This window comes from Streptomyces sp. ISL-66, assembly GCF_018614135.1.
Taxonomy (GTDB): domain Bacteria; phylum Actinomycetota; class Actinomycetes; order Streptomycetales; family Streptomycetaceae; genus Streptomyces.
The window spans coordinates 1-12,510 of the sequence record NZ_JAGGOW010000228.1 but is presented as its reverse complement, the minus strand read 5'-3'; the positions used below and the strand labels follow the sequence as shown (position 1 = coordinate 12,510).

The 12,510-nt window shown below is 72.0% G+C and carries 13 protein-coding genes; 10 read left to right on the top strand and 3 right to left on the bottom strand.

All coding sequences use genetic code 11. The annotated features are described in order from the left end of the window. The first annotated feature begins 37 nt into the window (after positions 1 to 37). The 8 genes from J7E97_RS34170 to J7E97_RS34135 all read left to right on the top strand — a co-directional run bounded on the left by J7E97_RS34170 (position 38) and on the right by J7E97_RS34135 (position 7,739). Positions 38 to 1,000 (top strand): YafY family protein, encoded by a 963-nt coding sequence (locus tag J7E97_RS34170; RefSeq protein ID WP_215035328.1) that lies wholly within the window; start codon positions 38 to 40, stop codon positions 998 to 1,000. Between the two features lie 50 nt (positions 1,001 to 1,050). Next, positions 1,051 to 2,034 (top strand): YafY family protein, encoded by a 984-nt coding sequence (locus J7E97_RS34165; protein WP_215035326.1) that lies wholly within the window; start codon positions 1,051 to 1,053, stop codon positions 2,032 to 2,034. A 14-nt stretch (positions 2,035 to 2,048) separates the two neighbouring features. Then, on the top strand, positions 2,049 to 2,321 hold the full coding sequence (locus tag J7E97_RS34160) for a CpXC domain-containing protein (protein WP_215035324.1): 273 nt from the start codon (positions 2,049 to 2,051) through the stop codon (positions 2,319 to 2,321). Positions 2,322 to 2,347: 26 nt separating this feature from the next. Further along, the gene (locus J7E97_RS34155) at positions 2,348 to 2,548 is read left to right on the top strand and encodes a hypothetical protein (protein WP_215035322.1); all 201 of its coding nucleotides are present in this window, start codon (positions 2,348 to 2,350) and stop codon (positions 2,546 to 2,548) included. 170 nt (positions 2,549 to 2,718) lie between these two features. Beyond that, positions 2,719 to 3,018: a Sec-independent protein translocase subunit TatA gene (gene tatA, locus J7E97_RS34150; RefSeq protein WP_215035320.1), complete on the top strand. Its 300-nt coding sequence runs from the start codon at positions 2,719 to 2,721 to the stop codon at positions 3,016 to 3,018. A 53-nt stretch (positions 3,019 to 3,071) separates the two neighbouring features. After that, positions 3,072 to 4,037: a twin-arginine translocase subunit TatC gene (gene tatC, locus J7E97_RS34145; RefSeq protein WP_215035318.1), complete on the top strand. Its 966-nt coding sequence runs from the start codon at positions 3,072 to 3,074 to the stop codon at positions 4,035 to 4,037. Positions 4,038 to 4,142: 105 nt separating this feature from the next. Further along, positions 4,143 to 6,995, top strand: coding sequence for an RNA helicase (locus J7E97_RS34140; RefSeq protein WP_215035316.1), 2,853 nt, complete (start codon positions 4,143 to 4,145; stop codon positions 6,993 to 6,995). A 90-nt stretch (positions 6,996 to 7,085) separates the two neighbouring features. Further along, positions 7,086 to 7,739, top strand: coding sequence for a TetR/AcrR family transcriptional regulator (locus J7E97_RS34135; RefSeq protein WP_215035313.1), 654 nt, complete (start codon positions 7,086 to 7,088; stop codon positions 7,737 to 7,739). On the opposite strand, the gene J7E97_RS34130 is transcribed toward J7E97_RS34135, so the two are convergent. The 3 genes from J7E97_RS34130 to J7E97_RS34120 all read right to left on the bottom strand — a co-directional run bounded on the left by J7E97_RS34130 (position 7,736) and on the right by J7E97_RS34120 (position 10,703). Continuing rightward, positions 7,736 to 8,758, bottom strand: coding sequence for an RluA family pseudouridine synthase (locus J7E97_RS34130; protein WP_215035311.1), 1,023 nt, complete (start codon positions 8,756 to 8,758; stop codon positions 7,736 to 7,738). The genes J7E97_RS34135 and J7E97_RS34130 overlap by 4 nt on opposite strands. A 133-nt stretch (positions 8,759 to 8,891) precedes the next feature. After that, the gene (locus tag J7E97_RS34125) at positions 8,892 to 9,734 is read right to left on the bottom strand and encodes a siderophore-interacting protein (protein ID WP_215035309.1); all 843 of its coding nucleotides are present in this window, start codon (positions 9,732 to 9,734) and stop codon (positions 8,892 to 8,894) included. A gap of 63 nt (positions 9,735 to 9,797) precedes the next feature. Next, positions 9,798 to 10,703 (bottom strand): 5'-3' exonuclease, encoded by a 906-nt coding sequence (locus tag J7E97_RS34120; RefSeq protein WP_215035360.1) that lies wholly within the window; start codon positions 10,701 to 10,703, stop codon positions 9,798 to 9,800. A 298-nt stretch (positions 10,704 to 11,001) separates the two neighbouring features. On the opposite strand from J7E97_RS34120, the gene J7E97_RS34115 reads away from it, so the two are divergent. Further along, on the top strand, positions 11,002 to 11,550 hold the full coding sequence (locus J7E97_RS34115) for a helix-turn-helix domain-containing protein (protein WP_215035358.1): 549 nt from the start codon (positions 11,002 to 11,004) through the stop codon (positions 11,548 to 11,550). A gap of 8 nt (positions 11,551 to 11,558) precedes the next feature. Beyond that, entirely contained in the window at positions 11,559 to 12,290 is a 732-nt protein-coding gene (locus tag J7E97_RS34110; protein WP_215035307.1) for a helical backbone metal receptor, read from the top strand. The last annotated feature ends 220 nt before the right edge of the window (positions 12,291 to 12,510 follow it).

Genomic DNA, 12,510 nt, shown 5'->3' with positions numbered 1-12,510 from the left:
GTCGTGCGTGCGGGGCGAGAAGGGCGGATGGGCGTCGATGGCGATTGCCAAGGCCGAGCGGCTGATGAATCTGGCGCTGTGTCTGCTGGGGACCCGTCGGCCGCTGAGCAAGCGTGAACTGCGCGGTTCCATCGAGGCTTACATGGAAGCCGGGAACGACGAGTCCTTCAACCGGATGTTCGAGCGGGACAAGGACGACCTGCGGGAGCTCGGTCTCGTCATCGAGACGGTCGAGAACCTGGAGGGCGACACCGGCTACTTGGCCCGCCGCGACAGCAACAGGCTTCCGCCCGTGGCCCTCGACGCGGAGGAGGCCGCGGCCCTCGGGCTCGCGGCCAAGGTCTGGCAGCAGGCCCGCCTCGCCGGGGCCGCCAGCGGCGCCCTGCAGAAGCTGCGCGCCGGGGGCATGCCGGAGGCCGGGGACCCGTACGAGGGCCAGCACAGTGCCATCGAGCCGCGGATCCCGGTCCACGAGGCGGCCTTCGAGCCGCTGATGCTGGCGTGCCGCGACCGCCGCCCGGTGGTCTTCGACTACCGCAGGTCCAATGCCGCCCGGCCCGAGAGCCGGCAGGTCGAGCCCTGGGCCCTGGAGTGCTGGCGGGGCCACTGGTACCTGGCCGGCTTCGACCGCGACCGCGGGGCGGAGCGCGTGTTCCGGCTCTCCCGCATCACCGGCAAGGTCCGTTCGCGCGCGGCCGCGTACACCGCCGAGGTCCCGGACGTGGTGACCGTGCGGGAGACCGTGGCGAGCTGGGCGGGGGAGGGCGCGAAGCGCTCCGCGCTGATCCGGCTGCGGGCCGGGGCGGGCTATCCGCTGCGGGCCAAGGCCACCGCCCTGCGCGAGGGCGCGGGCGGGGAGGGCTGGGACGAGCTGGAGATCCCGTACGGGCACGGGCTCGACGCCTGGCTGGTGGAGTTCGGCCCCGACGTGGTCGTGGTGGAGCCCGCCGATCTGCGGGCCGATGTGGTCGACCGGCTGCGTGCCGTCGCCAAGGACTGACCGGCCCGGCCCATTCCCGTAGAACCGCCCTGAGGGGGAGACGTACCAGCATGGCTGCCAACGCCATCGACCAGACGCGCCGGATGCTTTCGCTGGTGACGTATCTGCGCGAGCGCCCCGGTGCGCACGTCGCCGACGTCGCCCGCGCGTTCGGGATCACCGAGGACGAGCTGATCTCGGACCTCGACGTGCTTCCCATGTGCGGGACCAGTTTCCGCGGTGGGGACCTGCTCGACATCGACACCGACGGGGAGCGGATCTGGTGGCGCAATCCCGACGCTTCGGGAGAGTCCACCGCCGAGCCGCTGCGGCTGGCCGCCGACGAGGCGACGGCGCTGCTGGTGGCGGCCCGCGCGGTGGCCACCCTGCCCGGGCTGCGCGAGAGCGACCGGGACGCCCTGCTGCGGGCCACCGCCAAGCTGGAGGCGGCCGCCGGTGAGGTGGCCGGTGCCAGTTCGCGGCTGTCGGTGACCTTCGAGTCCGAGGGCGGGGTCTTCGCGGACGTGGACCGGGCCATCGCCGAGCGGCGCAGGCTGTGGCTGCGCTACTACTCGCCCGCGCGCGACGAGCTCACCGAGCGCAAGGTGGACCCGATCCGGCTCTTCGCCGTGGGGCACACCTACATGGAGGGGTGGTGCCACCTCTCGGAGGCCCGGCGCACCTTCCGCCTGGACCGGGTGGCCGAGATCCGCCTGCTCGACGAGCGGGCGGACCCGCCGGCCATCGAGCCCCGCGATCTGTCGGAGGGCCTGGTCCAGCCGGCCGCCGAGGATCCGGAGGTGGTGGTCGAGGTGGGTCCCGGCGGTCGCTGGGTCGCCGAGTACTACCCGCACGACAGCGCTGAGGAGCTCACGGACGGGGGCTTGCGGATCACGCTGCGCAGTCCCGATCCGGCCTCGCTGCGCCGGCTCGCGCTGCGGCTGGGCCGCGAGGGGCGCATCGTCGCCCCCGTGGAGCTGGCGGACAGTGCGCGCCGGGCGGCCCGCGAGGCGCTCGCCGCGTACGAGGACGGCGCTGCCGGGGAACAGGTCTGAGGGGGCTCCGAGCGATGTCGCCGACGTCAGGACCGGGCTCGCCGAGTGTGCGGGATGTTGCGGTCGTTTCCGGGGCTCCGGTCGCCTTCAAGGCGGCCTGTCCCGACTGCCGTGCCCGCTTCGAGCTGGACGCGGGGGACCTGCGGCTGGCCATCGGCGGCAGCCGTCGGGCCACCTTCTATTCCTTCACCTGCCCCGAGTGCGGGATCCAGGTCCGCAAGCCGGCCGGTGAGCGCATCGTGGAGCTACTGACCGGTGGTGGCGTGAGCACCCTGCGCAGCGTCTGAGGTCAGCGGTGGCCTAGGCTCTTCCCATGCTGTGGCCGATGTTCGCGATCGCACTGGGCTTCTTCGGGCTCGCCGTCCTCGCCGTGCTCGCCGTGCGGGTGTTCGTGGAGGTGCGCCGGCTCTCGGTCCAGGTGGCGGATGCCGGGCGCCGGATCGCGGACGCCTCGGGCGACCTGGAGCGGGCGGCGTCGGACCTGGCCAGGGCCGGGCGGACCGTGCGGCCATAGCCATGGTGGGACAACCGTCGTACTGTCTGACCACGCAAGCGGTGATACCCCGGGGGATTGCCCGGCGTTAACCCCCGGGGGTTACGATCCATGTCAGAGCGGCCCATGGACTTCGGTCCGGGGCCGTCCGGCCACCACAACCAGCCGTTTCGGTGAGAAGGAAGACACACATGATCGGCAATCTGAAGCCCCTAGAGATCCTCCTTATCGTCGCCGTGATCTTCCTGCTGTTCGGTGCCAAGAAGCTTCCCGACATGGCCCGCTCGCTCGGCAAGTCCGCCCGCATCCTCAAGAGCGAGGCGAAGGCGATGAAGAAGGAGGGCGAGGCGGAGGACGCCGCCACCGCCGCTTCCGTCGCCGACCAGGCACCCGCGCAGCAGACCGCGGCCCCGCGCACGATCCAGGCCTCGCCCGGTGACGTCACCAGTGCCCGGCCCGTGAGCGAGCCCAACCACACCAGCCAGGGCTGACTTCCGCCGGTCACGGTCGCGCCAGTCATCTGCAACGAGACAAGGGACGTGGGTTGCTCAAGTCTGCCCGCAAGCAGGAGAAGCAGGATCGGAAGGCGAAGGACGCCGAAGGGCGGATGCCTCTGATCGAGCACCTGCGTGAGCTGAGAAACCGGCTGCTGAAGTCGGTCCTCGCGGTCCTCGCGATCACGATCGTGGCCGCGTTCTTCTACAAGGACCTCATCGACTTCATCATGAAGCCGATGCTGGACTCCGTCGGCTGCACCAACGGCGTGGTCGAGCAGCGCAACGGGCATCCCTGCGCCGACATGACGGTCAACGGCCTCATCGCGCCGTTCTCCATCGCCCTGAAGGTCTCGCTGACCGCGGGCGTGGTGCTCGCCGGCCCGGTCTGGCTGTACCAGCTGTGGGGCTTCGTGGCGCCCGGGCTGCACAACCACGAGAAGAAGTACGCCGTCGGGTTCGTGGCGATCGGCGCCCCGCTGTTCGCGGCCGGTGCGATCCTCGCGTACCGGGTCCTCCCGCAGACCGCGGTGATCCTGCTCGAGTTCACGCCCGACAACGCGCGCAACCTGCTGCCGGTCGACGACTACCTCGACCTGATCACGCGCATGGTCGTCGTCTTCGGTCTCGCCTTCGAGCTGCCGCTGCTGCTGATCCTGCTCAACGTCACCGGGGTGCTGACCGCGAAGCGGCTCGCGAGCTGGTGGCGGGCCATGGTGCTGGGCATCACGGTCTTCGCCGCGTTCGCGACGCCCACCGGCGACCCGCTGACGATGCTGGCGCTGGCCGCGCCGATCGTCGCCCTGTACTTCGTCGCGCTCCTCATCTGCTTCCTCAACGACCGCAGGCGGGCGCGGAACAACCCCGACGCGGCCCTGGACGACGACGAGGCCTCCGAGCTGGACCTGACGCCGGCGGAGCTCGGCGAGATCGAGTCCGTACCGGCCGCCGGCGCCCTGCCCGAGCAGGCCGACGGCGGACGCCGGCGGATCAACGGGTACGACGACGCCACCTGATCGACGCGGGTTCTTCCTGACAGGTACACCCCCGTGGGTGTGTGTCCGGGCTCCCGATAAAGATCGCGACTGTTGTCGGAGGCGGCGGGTAGGCTCGACGACAAGATGACCGAAGAACTCTCACCCGCCGAGCGGTACGCCGCTGCCCGGATCCGCGCCGCCGAAGAGGCCACCGCCCTGGCGGCCTTCCGCGAGATGTACGAATTCGACCTGGATCCGTACCAGATCGAGGCCTGCAAGGCACTGGAGGCGGGCAAGGGCGTCCTCGTCGCCGCCCCGACCGGCTCGGGCAAGACGATCGTCGGCGAGTTCGCCGTGCACCTCGCCCTCCAGCAGGGCCGCAAGTGCTTCTACACGACGCCCATCAAGGCCTTGTCGAACCAGAAGTACGCCGACCTCGCCCGGCGCTACGGCGCCGACAAGGTAGGCCTGCTCACCGGTGACAACAGCGTCAACTCCGATGCTCCGGTGGTCGTCATGACCACCGAGGTGCTCCGCAACATGCTGTACGCGGGCTCGCAGTCGCTGATCGGCCTCGGCCACGTCGTGATGGACGAGGTCCACTACCTCTCCGACCGGTTCCGCGGAGCCGTCTGGGAAGAGGTGATCATCCACCTCCCCGAGTCGGTGACCCTGGTCTCGCTCTCCGCCACCGTCTCCAACGCCGAGGAGTTCGGCGACTGGCTCGACACGGTGCGCGGCGACACCGAGGTGATCGTCTCCGAGGAGCGGCCCGTACCGCTGTGGCAGCACGTCATGGCCGGCCGCCGGATCTACGACCTCTTCGAGGAGGAGTCCGACCACGGCGGCCGCGGCTCCGCGCGCCGCGAGGTCAACCCCGACCTCCTGCGGATGGCGCGCGAGGAGAACACCAGCCGCTACACCCCGAAGGACCGGCGGCGCGGAAAGATGGTCCGCGAGGCCGACCGCGAGCGCGAGCGGCGCTCCCGCGGCCGGATCTGGACCCCGTCGCGCCCCGAGGTGATCGCCCGCTTGGACGGCGACGGGCTGCTGCCCGCCATCAACTTCATCTTCAGCCGGGCCGGCTGCGAGGCCGCCGTCCAGCAGTGCCTGTACGCGGGCCTGCGGCTCAACGACGACTCCGCGCGCCGATCGGTCCGCGAGATCGTCGAGGAGCGGACCGCGGCCATCCCCACCGAGGACCTGCACGTCCTCGGGTACTACGAATGGCTCGAGGGCCTGGAGCGGGGCATCGCCGCGCACCACGCGGGCATGCTGCCCACCTTCAAGGAGGTCGTCGAGGAGCTGTTCGTACGGGGTCTGGTCAAGGCCGTCTTCGCCACCGAGACCCTGGCGCTGGGCATCAACATGCCGGCGCGCACGGTCATCCTGGAGAAGCTGGTCAAGTGGAACGGCGAGCAGCACGCCGACATCACCCCCGGCGAATACACGCAGCTCACCGGCCGGGCCGGGCGGCGCGGGATCGACGTCGAGGGCCACGCGGTGGTGCTGTGGCAGCGGGGCATGGACCCGGCGGCCCTCGCCGGGCTCGCGGGTACCCGTACGTATCCGCTGCGCTCCAGCTTCAAGCCCTCGTACAACATGGCCGTCAATCTGGTCCAGCAGTTCGGGCGCCACCGCTCGCGCGAGCTGCTGGAGACCTCCTTCGCGCAGTTCCAGGCGGACCGCTCGGTCGTCGGGATCTCCCGGCAGGTGCAGCGCAACGAGGAGGGCATCGAGGGCTACCGGGAGGGCATGACCTGCCACCTCGGCGACTTCGAGGAGTACGCGCGGCTGCGCCGCGACCTCAAGGACCGCGAGACGGACCTGGCCAAGCAGGGCGCGGCGCAGCGCCGGGCGCAGGCGGCCGGTTCGCTGGAGAAGCTGAAGCCGGGCGACATCATCCACGTGCCGACCGGCAAGTTCGCGGGGCTGGCCCTGGTCCTGGATCCGGGCGTGCCGGCGGGGCGGTCCAACGGGCACCGCGGGCACGAGTACACCGAGGGCCCGCGCCCGCTGGTGCTCACCGTGGAGCGGCAGGTCAAGCGGCTCGCCGCGATCGACTTCCCGGTCCCGGTGGAGGCCATCGAGCGGATGCGGATCCCCAAGACGTTCAACGCGAAGTCCCCGCAGTCGCGCCGGGACCTGGCGTCGCAGCTGCGCACCAAGGCCGGGCACATCCCGGTGGAGCGGCACGGCCGCGGCCGGGCGGCGGCGGCCGACGACCGGGAGATCTCGCGGCTGCGCGCCGCGCTGCGGGCGCACCCGTGCCACGGCTGCGACGAGCGCGAGGACCACGCGCGCTGGGCGGAGCGCTACCACCGGTTGCAGCGGGACACGCGGCAGCTGGAGCGGCGCATCGAGGGCCGGACGAACACCATCGCCCGCACCTTCGACCGGATCCACGCGCTGCTGACCGATCTGGACTACCTGCGCGAGGACGAGGTGACCCCGCACGGCCGGCGGCTCGCCCGGCTCTACGGGGAGCTGGACCTGCTGGCGTCGGAGTGCCTGCGGGCGGGCATCTGGGAGGGGCTGAGCCCGGCCGAACTGGCCGCTTGCGTCTCGGCGCTGGTCTTCGAGGCGCGGCAGTCCGACGACGCGGTCGCGCCGAAGGTGCCGGGTGGTGCGGCGAAGGCGGCGCTGGGCGAGATGGTCCGCATCTGGGGCCGGCTCGACGCGCTGGAGGAGGAGCACGGCATCAACCAGGCGGAGGGCGTGGGCCAGCGCGAGCCGGACCTCGGGTTCGCGTGGGCGGCGTACCAGTGGGCTTCGGACAAGAGCCTGGACGAGGTGCTGCGCGAGGCGGAGATGCCGGCCGGTGACTTCGTGCGCTGGTGCAAGCAGGTCATCGACGTGCTGGGGCAGGTCGCGGCCGCGGCACCGTCCTCCTCGGCTCCGCCGTCCTCGCAGGGCGGCAGCACGGTGGCCCGCAATGCCCGCAAGGCCGTGGACGCGCTCCTGAGGGGTGTGGTGGCCTACAGTTCGGTGGGCTAAGGCGCTTTGGTGTTTCCTCCAAAAGTAGCCATGGCTGGATCTCACCTCTTGCCATGATCGATCCGGCGTGTCCTGTGCGACGATCGGGCCATGACTGGGGGAACGGGAGAAGGGCCGAGACGGGTCGGTCGGCCGCGCGCCGATCAGCTGCGAGCCGACAGTGGCCGGCCGCCGCGCGAGGAACTGCTCTACGCGGCGGCCGAACTGTTCACGGTGAAGGGGTACGCGGCCACCACCACGCGGGCGGTGGCCGAACGGGCCGGAATGCGCCAGGCCACGATGTACCACTACTTCGGCGGCAAGGAGGAACTCCTCGCCGAACTTCTGGAGTCCACGGTCTCGCCCTCGCTGGCCCTGGCCCGCCGGCTGCTCCGCGAAGCGGACCGGCCCGCCACCCGCCGGCTGTGGGAGCTGTGCCGCTCGGACGTGCTGCTGCTGTGCGGCGGACCCTACAACCTCGGCGCGCTGTACCTGCTGCCCGAGGTGGGCGGCTCGCGGTTCACCCGCTTCCTGCGGATGCGCCTGGAACTCAAGGACGCCTACCAGGAGTTGCTGGACCGTGCCTGCGCCGGTTCCGAACTGGCCGGGGACGACCGGGCCGCGCTGGTGCTCCGGGGCGATCTCGTCTTCGGCCTCATCGAAGGCGTCATGCTCATCCACCGCGCCGATCCGGCCCGCCCGGTGGCCGCCTTCGCGGAGGCCACCGCCGACGCGGCGCTGCGGATCGCGGGTGTGGGTGGCTAGTGCGGTGGACCTTTCGGGTCACCGCGCTGGTCCGGGCCCCGCGTCGTGCCCGCCCCCGGCCCGTCGTCCCCTTCCCAGCCGGCCCGGTCGTCCCAGGCCCGCAGGGTCCGACCGCTCTCGATCCGGTGCTCGGTCCCGGTGACCGGATCGGTGAACTCCAGCGTGCGGGCGAGCAGTTGCAGCGGGCGCCGGTAGTCGTCGGGAGCCGGATCGCCGACCACCGGATAGACCGGGTCGCCCAGGATCGGCAGGCCGAGACTGTTCATGTGCACCCGCAGCTGGTGGGTGCGCCCGGTGTGGGGAGTCAGCCGGTAGCGGCCCAGGCCGCCCCTGACTTCGATGAGTTCGGCCAGGGTCTCGGCGTTCGGCTCGGCGCCCTCGACCTCCACCGCCGCCATCACCCCGCGCACCTTTTCGATGTGGCTGCGCAGGGTCCGGGGGAAGTCCACCGCCGGGTCGTGGGGCGCGAGCGCCTCGTACTCCTTGCGGATCCGTCTCTCCTGGAAGAGGAGCTGGTAGGCGCCCCGGTCCTCGGGGCGGATGCTGAACAGCACCAGTCCGGCGGTCATCCGGTCCAGCCGGTGCGCCGGGCTCAGCGCGGGCAGGCCCAGCTCCACCCGGAGCCGGGCCAGGGCCGTCTGGAAGACGTGGCTGCCGCGCGGGGTGGTGGCCAGGAAGTGTGGTTTGTCGGCCACCAGCAGGTGCTCGTCCCGGTACACGATCCCGATCGGGAAGGGCACCACCGGCTCGGGCGGCATGTCCCGGTGGAACCACAGGAAGGCCCCCGGCTCGTACGGGTCCTCTGGTCCCAGGACCCGTCCGCCGACGCCCAGCACCCGGCCGTCCCGGAGCAGGCGGGCCATGGACTCCTCGCCGCGGGTGCCCTCGTAGCGCGCCGCGAGGTAGGAGCCGAGGTCCGGCCATGCGCCCTGCGGGTCGGGCGGCAGCCGCATGCGGACCGGGTCGATGCCGTGGATCTGGGGCAGGGGCGGGTCGGGGACATGCGATCTGCGCTTCATCGGGGTACAGGCTATGCCGCTGGCGCCGGGTGAAGGTGCCCAGGTGGTCGGCGTCCAGGTGCTCGACGCGGACCGTGTGGGGCCCGCCCCGTGGTGGGCCCGCCCCGCTGGGCGGGCCCCCTCGCCGCGTGGCTCAGCGGGCCGCCGCGAGGCGTTCCTGCTCCGCCTCCACCTCGGCGTTCCAGTCGCGCTTGATCGCGCGCCAGCCCTCGTCCGTCTCGCCCAGGCGCCAGTAGCCCGAGACCGACAGGCGTTCGCGGGGGATGCCGCGCTCCAGACGCAGGTGCCGGCGCAGCGTCTTGACGAAGCCGGCCTCGCCGTGGACGAAGGCGTGCACGTCCGGGGAGGGGAAGGCCAGGGCCTTCACGGCCTCCGTCAGGGCTTCGCCGATCGGACGGGAGCCGCGGTGGATCCAGTGCGGGACGACCCCGTCCGGGGTGCTGATCTCCAGCTCGTCGCGCGGGCCCTCGACCTCCACCAGCGCGTGGACCACGGCCCCGGCCGGCATCCGCTCCATCGCGGCGCCGATCGCCGGCAGCGCGCTCTCGTCGCCGACGAGGAGGTGCCAGCCGGCCCGCGGGTCCGGGGCGTAGGCTCCGCCCGGCCCGAGGAAACGTACGAGTTCACCCGGCTGGACGCGGGCCGCCCAGGGGCCGGCCAGTCCTTCGTCGCCGTGGACCACGAAATCGAGGGTCAGTTCCCGCTGCGCCGGATTCCAGGAACGCACCGTGTACGCCCGCTGGCGCGGCCATTCCTCGCGCGGATGGGCCGACCGGATCTGCTCCAGGTTCCACGGAGTGGCGTAGGTGACGCCCTCCGCGGGGAACAGGAGCTTCACGTAGTGATCGGTGTACGCGCCCGCGTCGAATCCGGCCAGCCCGTCACCACCCAGCACCACCCGCACCATGTGCGGGGTCAACCGCTCGGTGCGCACGACGACTGCGGTGCCGACCGTGCGGACGCGTCCTTCTGCCACGACGTCTCCCCTGACCTTCCAACCCTGACATCCGTGAAACTTAGGATTACCTAAGTTAGCATCTCACGGGCGCAGTGCGCTGCTCAGGCGTTCAACTGCTCCTCCCAGGCCCCATCGGTGGGCCAAGGCGGCGACCAGGTCCGGCTGCGCGGGCACGGCGGGGAGCGCCGCATCGAAGGCGGGAAGCGGGACGTCCGAGGCGACCTGGACGACCTTGGGGGCCACCGCCAGATACGGCCGGGACTCATCCAGCCGCTTGCGCTGCGCGGGGGTCAGCTTCGACTTCGGGTCGTCGACCGCGGCGATGATTCCGGCCAGGTCCCCGTAGGTGTCCAGCAGCTTCGCCGCCGTCTTCTCGCCGACGCCCGGTACGCCCGGCAGGCCGTCGCTCGGGTCGCCGCGCAGCAGCGCCAGGTCCGCGTAGCCGGGGCCGTCCACCCCGTACTTCTCGCGCAGCCACGCCTCGTCGGTCACCTGGAGGCTGCCGACGCCCTTCAGCGGGTACAGCACGCGCCGTCCCTTCGCGTCGTCGACCAGCTGGTACAGGTCCCGGTCGCCCGTGACGATGTCCACCGGGCCGGTGGCGCGGGTGGTGAGCGTGCCGATCACGTCGTCCGCCTCGTACCCGGCGACGCCCACCCGGGCGATCCCGAAGGCGTCCAGGGCGGCCTCGATGATCGGCACCTGCGGGGCCAGCGTGTCCGGGGTCTCCTCGAGGTCCGGGCCGGTCGCGGACTCCTCGGCGACCCGGTGGGCCTTGTAGGAGGGGATCAGCTCCACCCGCCAGTGCGGCCGCCAGTCGGCGTCCATGCAGGCCACCAGATCGTCGGGCCGGTGGTCCCGCACGAGGCGGCCGATGAAGTCGAGCAGGCCGCGCACGGCGTTGACCGGGGTGCCGTCGGGGGCCTTCACCGAATCCGGCACGCCGAAGTACGCGCGGTAGTAGAGGGAGGCGGTGTCCAGGAGCATCAAGCGTCGTGTCGTCGTCACCGTCACGATGATGCCTTGAGGCCCGGTGGAAAGTGCCGGAGGTCCGGCCTCCTCGGCTCTTGAGCGCGAAACGGGGGCCGGTTGCTGCGTAAGGTGCTTAGAGCACACCGATGTGCGGTGTGTGACGTGCGACGGACCAGGACAAGGGGAGGGCAGCCCCACCATGGACGACAGGGATGGCACCGACGGCACGGACGGTACGAGCGCCGCGAGCGCGAAGAGCGGCACTGACGACAAGCAACGGGACAAGGACAAGGACGCCAAGGAACCGCTCCGGGTGGGCGTGGCCGTGCGCAAGAGACGCCGGGCACTGCACCTCACCCTCGCCGCGGTATCGGCGCGCAGCGGCCTGTCGGTCCCCTTCCTGAGCCAGATAGAGAACGAGCGGGCGCGGCCCAGCATGCGATCCCTGGAGCGGGTCGCCGACGCCCTGGAGACCACGGCCGTCGAGTTGCTGGCCGCCTCGGACACCGCCCGCACCGTGGACCTCGTACGGGCCGGCGACGGCTCGGGGCTCTCCCTCGTGCCCGGCGTACGGCCCCTCGTGCGCGGGCACCACCAACTGCACGCGCTGGAGTTCACCGGGGACCAGGACGCCGGCCGCGAGTACCAGCACCGCAACGACGAGCTGATGTACGTGGTCTCGGGTGCCTGCCAGGTGGAGGCCGAGGGGCGGGCCTACCGGCTGGAGAACGGCGACGCGCTGTTCCTGTCCGGCGGGGTGCGCCACCGGTGGCGGGCCGTCACGGAGGACACCCGGATCCTGATCGTCGCGGTCGGCGACCACATCCACGCCACCTCCGAGCCGCCCTCGCCGGGGCACTGAGCCGCCGGATGCGGACACCGAAGCGGGTGGTCTCGCTCGTGCCGTCCCCGACCGAGGCGGTGGCCGTGAGCGCGCCCGGGGTGCTGGTCGGGGCGATCGACTGGTGCACGCACCCCGCCGGGCTCGGGGACGTGGTGCGCATCGGCGGCACGAAGAACCCGGACGTCCGCGCGATCGTGGAGCTGCGCCCGGACCTGGTCGTCGCCAACGAGGAGGAGAACCGGGCCCCGGACCTGGACGCGCTGCGGGCGGCCGGTCTGGAGGTGCTGGTCACCGAGGTGCGGGACCTTCCGCAGGCGCTGAGCGAGCTGGAGCGGTTGCTGGTGGGGGCGCTGGGACTGGAGCGGCCCGGGTGGCTGGCGGACGCCGGGGCCGCGTGGGCCCGGCTGGAGCCGCTGCCGCCGGCCCTGGCCTTCGTACCCGTGTGGCGGCGGCCGTGGATGGTGCTCGGCCGGGACACCTTCGCGGGGGACCTGCTGGCCCGCCTCGGTGTGCGCAACGCCTACGCCTCGCACGCGGAACGCTACCCCCGGATCCCGGCGGCCGAGCTGGCCGCGGCGGGCTGTGACCTCGTGGTGTTCCCGGACGAGCCGTACCGTTTCACCGCCGGCGACGGCCCCGAGGCGTTCCCGCGGATCCCGGCCGCGCTCGTCAGCGGACGGCACCTGACCTGGTACGGGCCCTCGCTGGCCGAGGCGCCGGCGGTGCTGTCCCGGGCCTTGCGCGAGGCGGGCGGGTAGGGCTCCGTACGGGGCGGGGAAGGCCTCGCTCCGCGGCCCCCGCGGCCCCCGCGGGCGCCGCAGCGCTCTGGTGCCGTGCCGGGCGACGCGACCCGGTGAACCTTTCCGGTCACCGCACTAGTGTCCTGAGTCTCGGAAACACTTCATAACTATGGCTTGGGCTCTGGCAGGCGGTTCAGGTAGCCGGCGAGGCGTTCGAAGATCTCGTCGGCGGATTTGG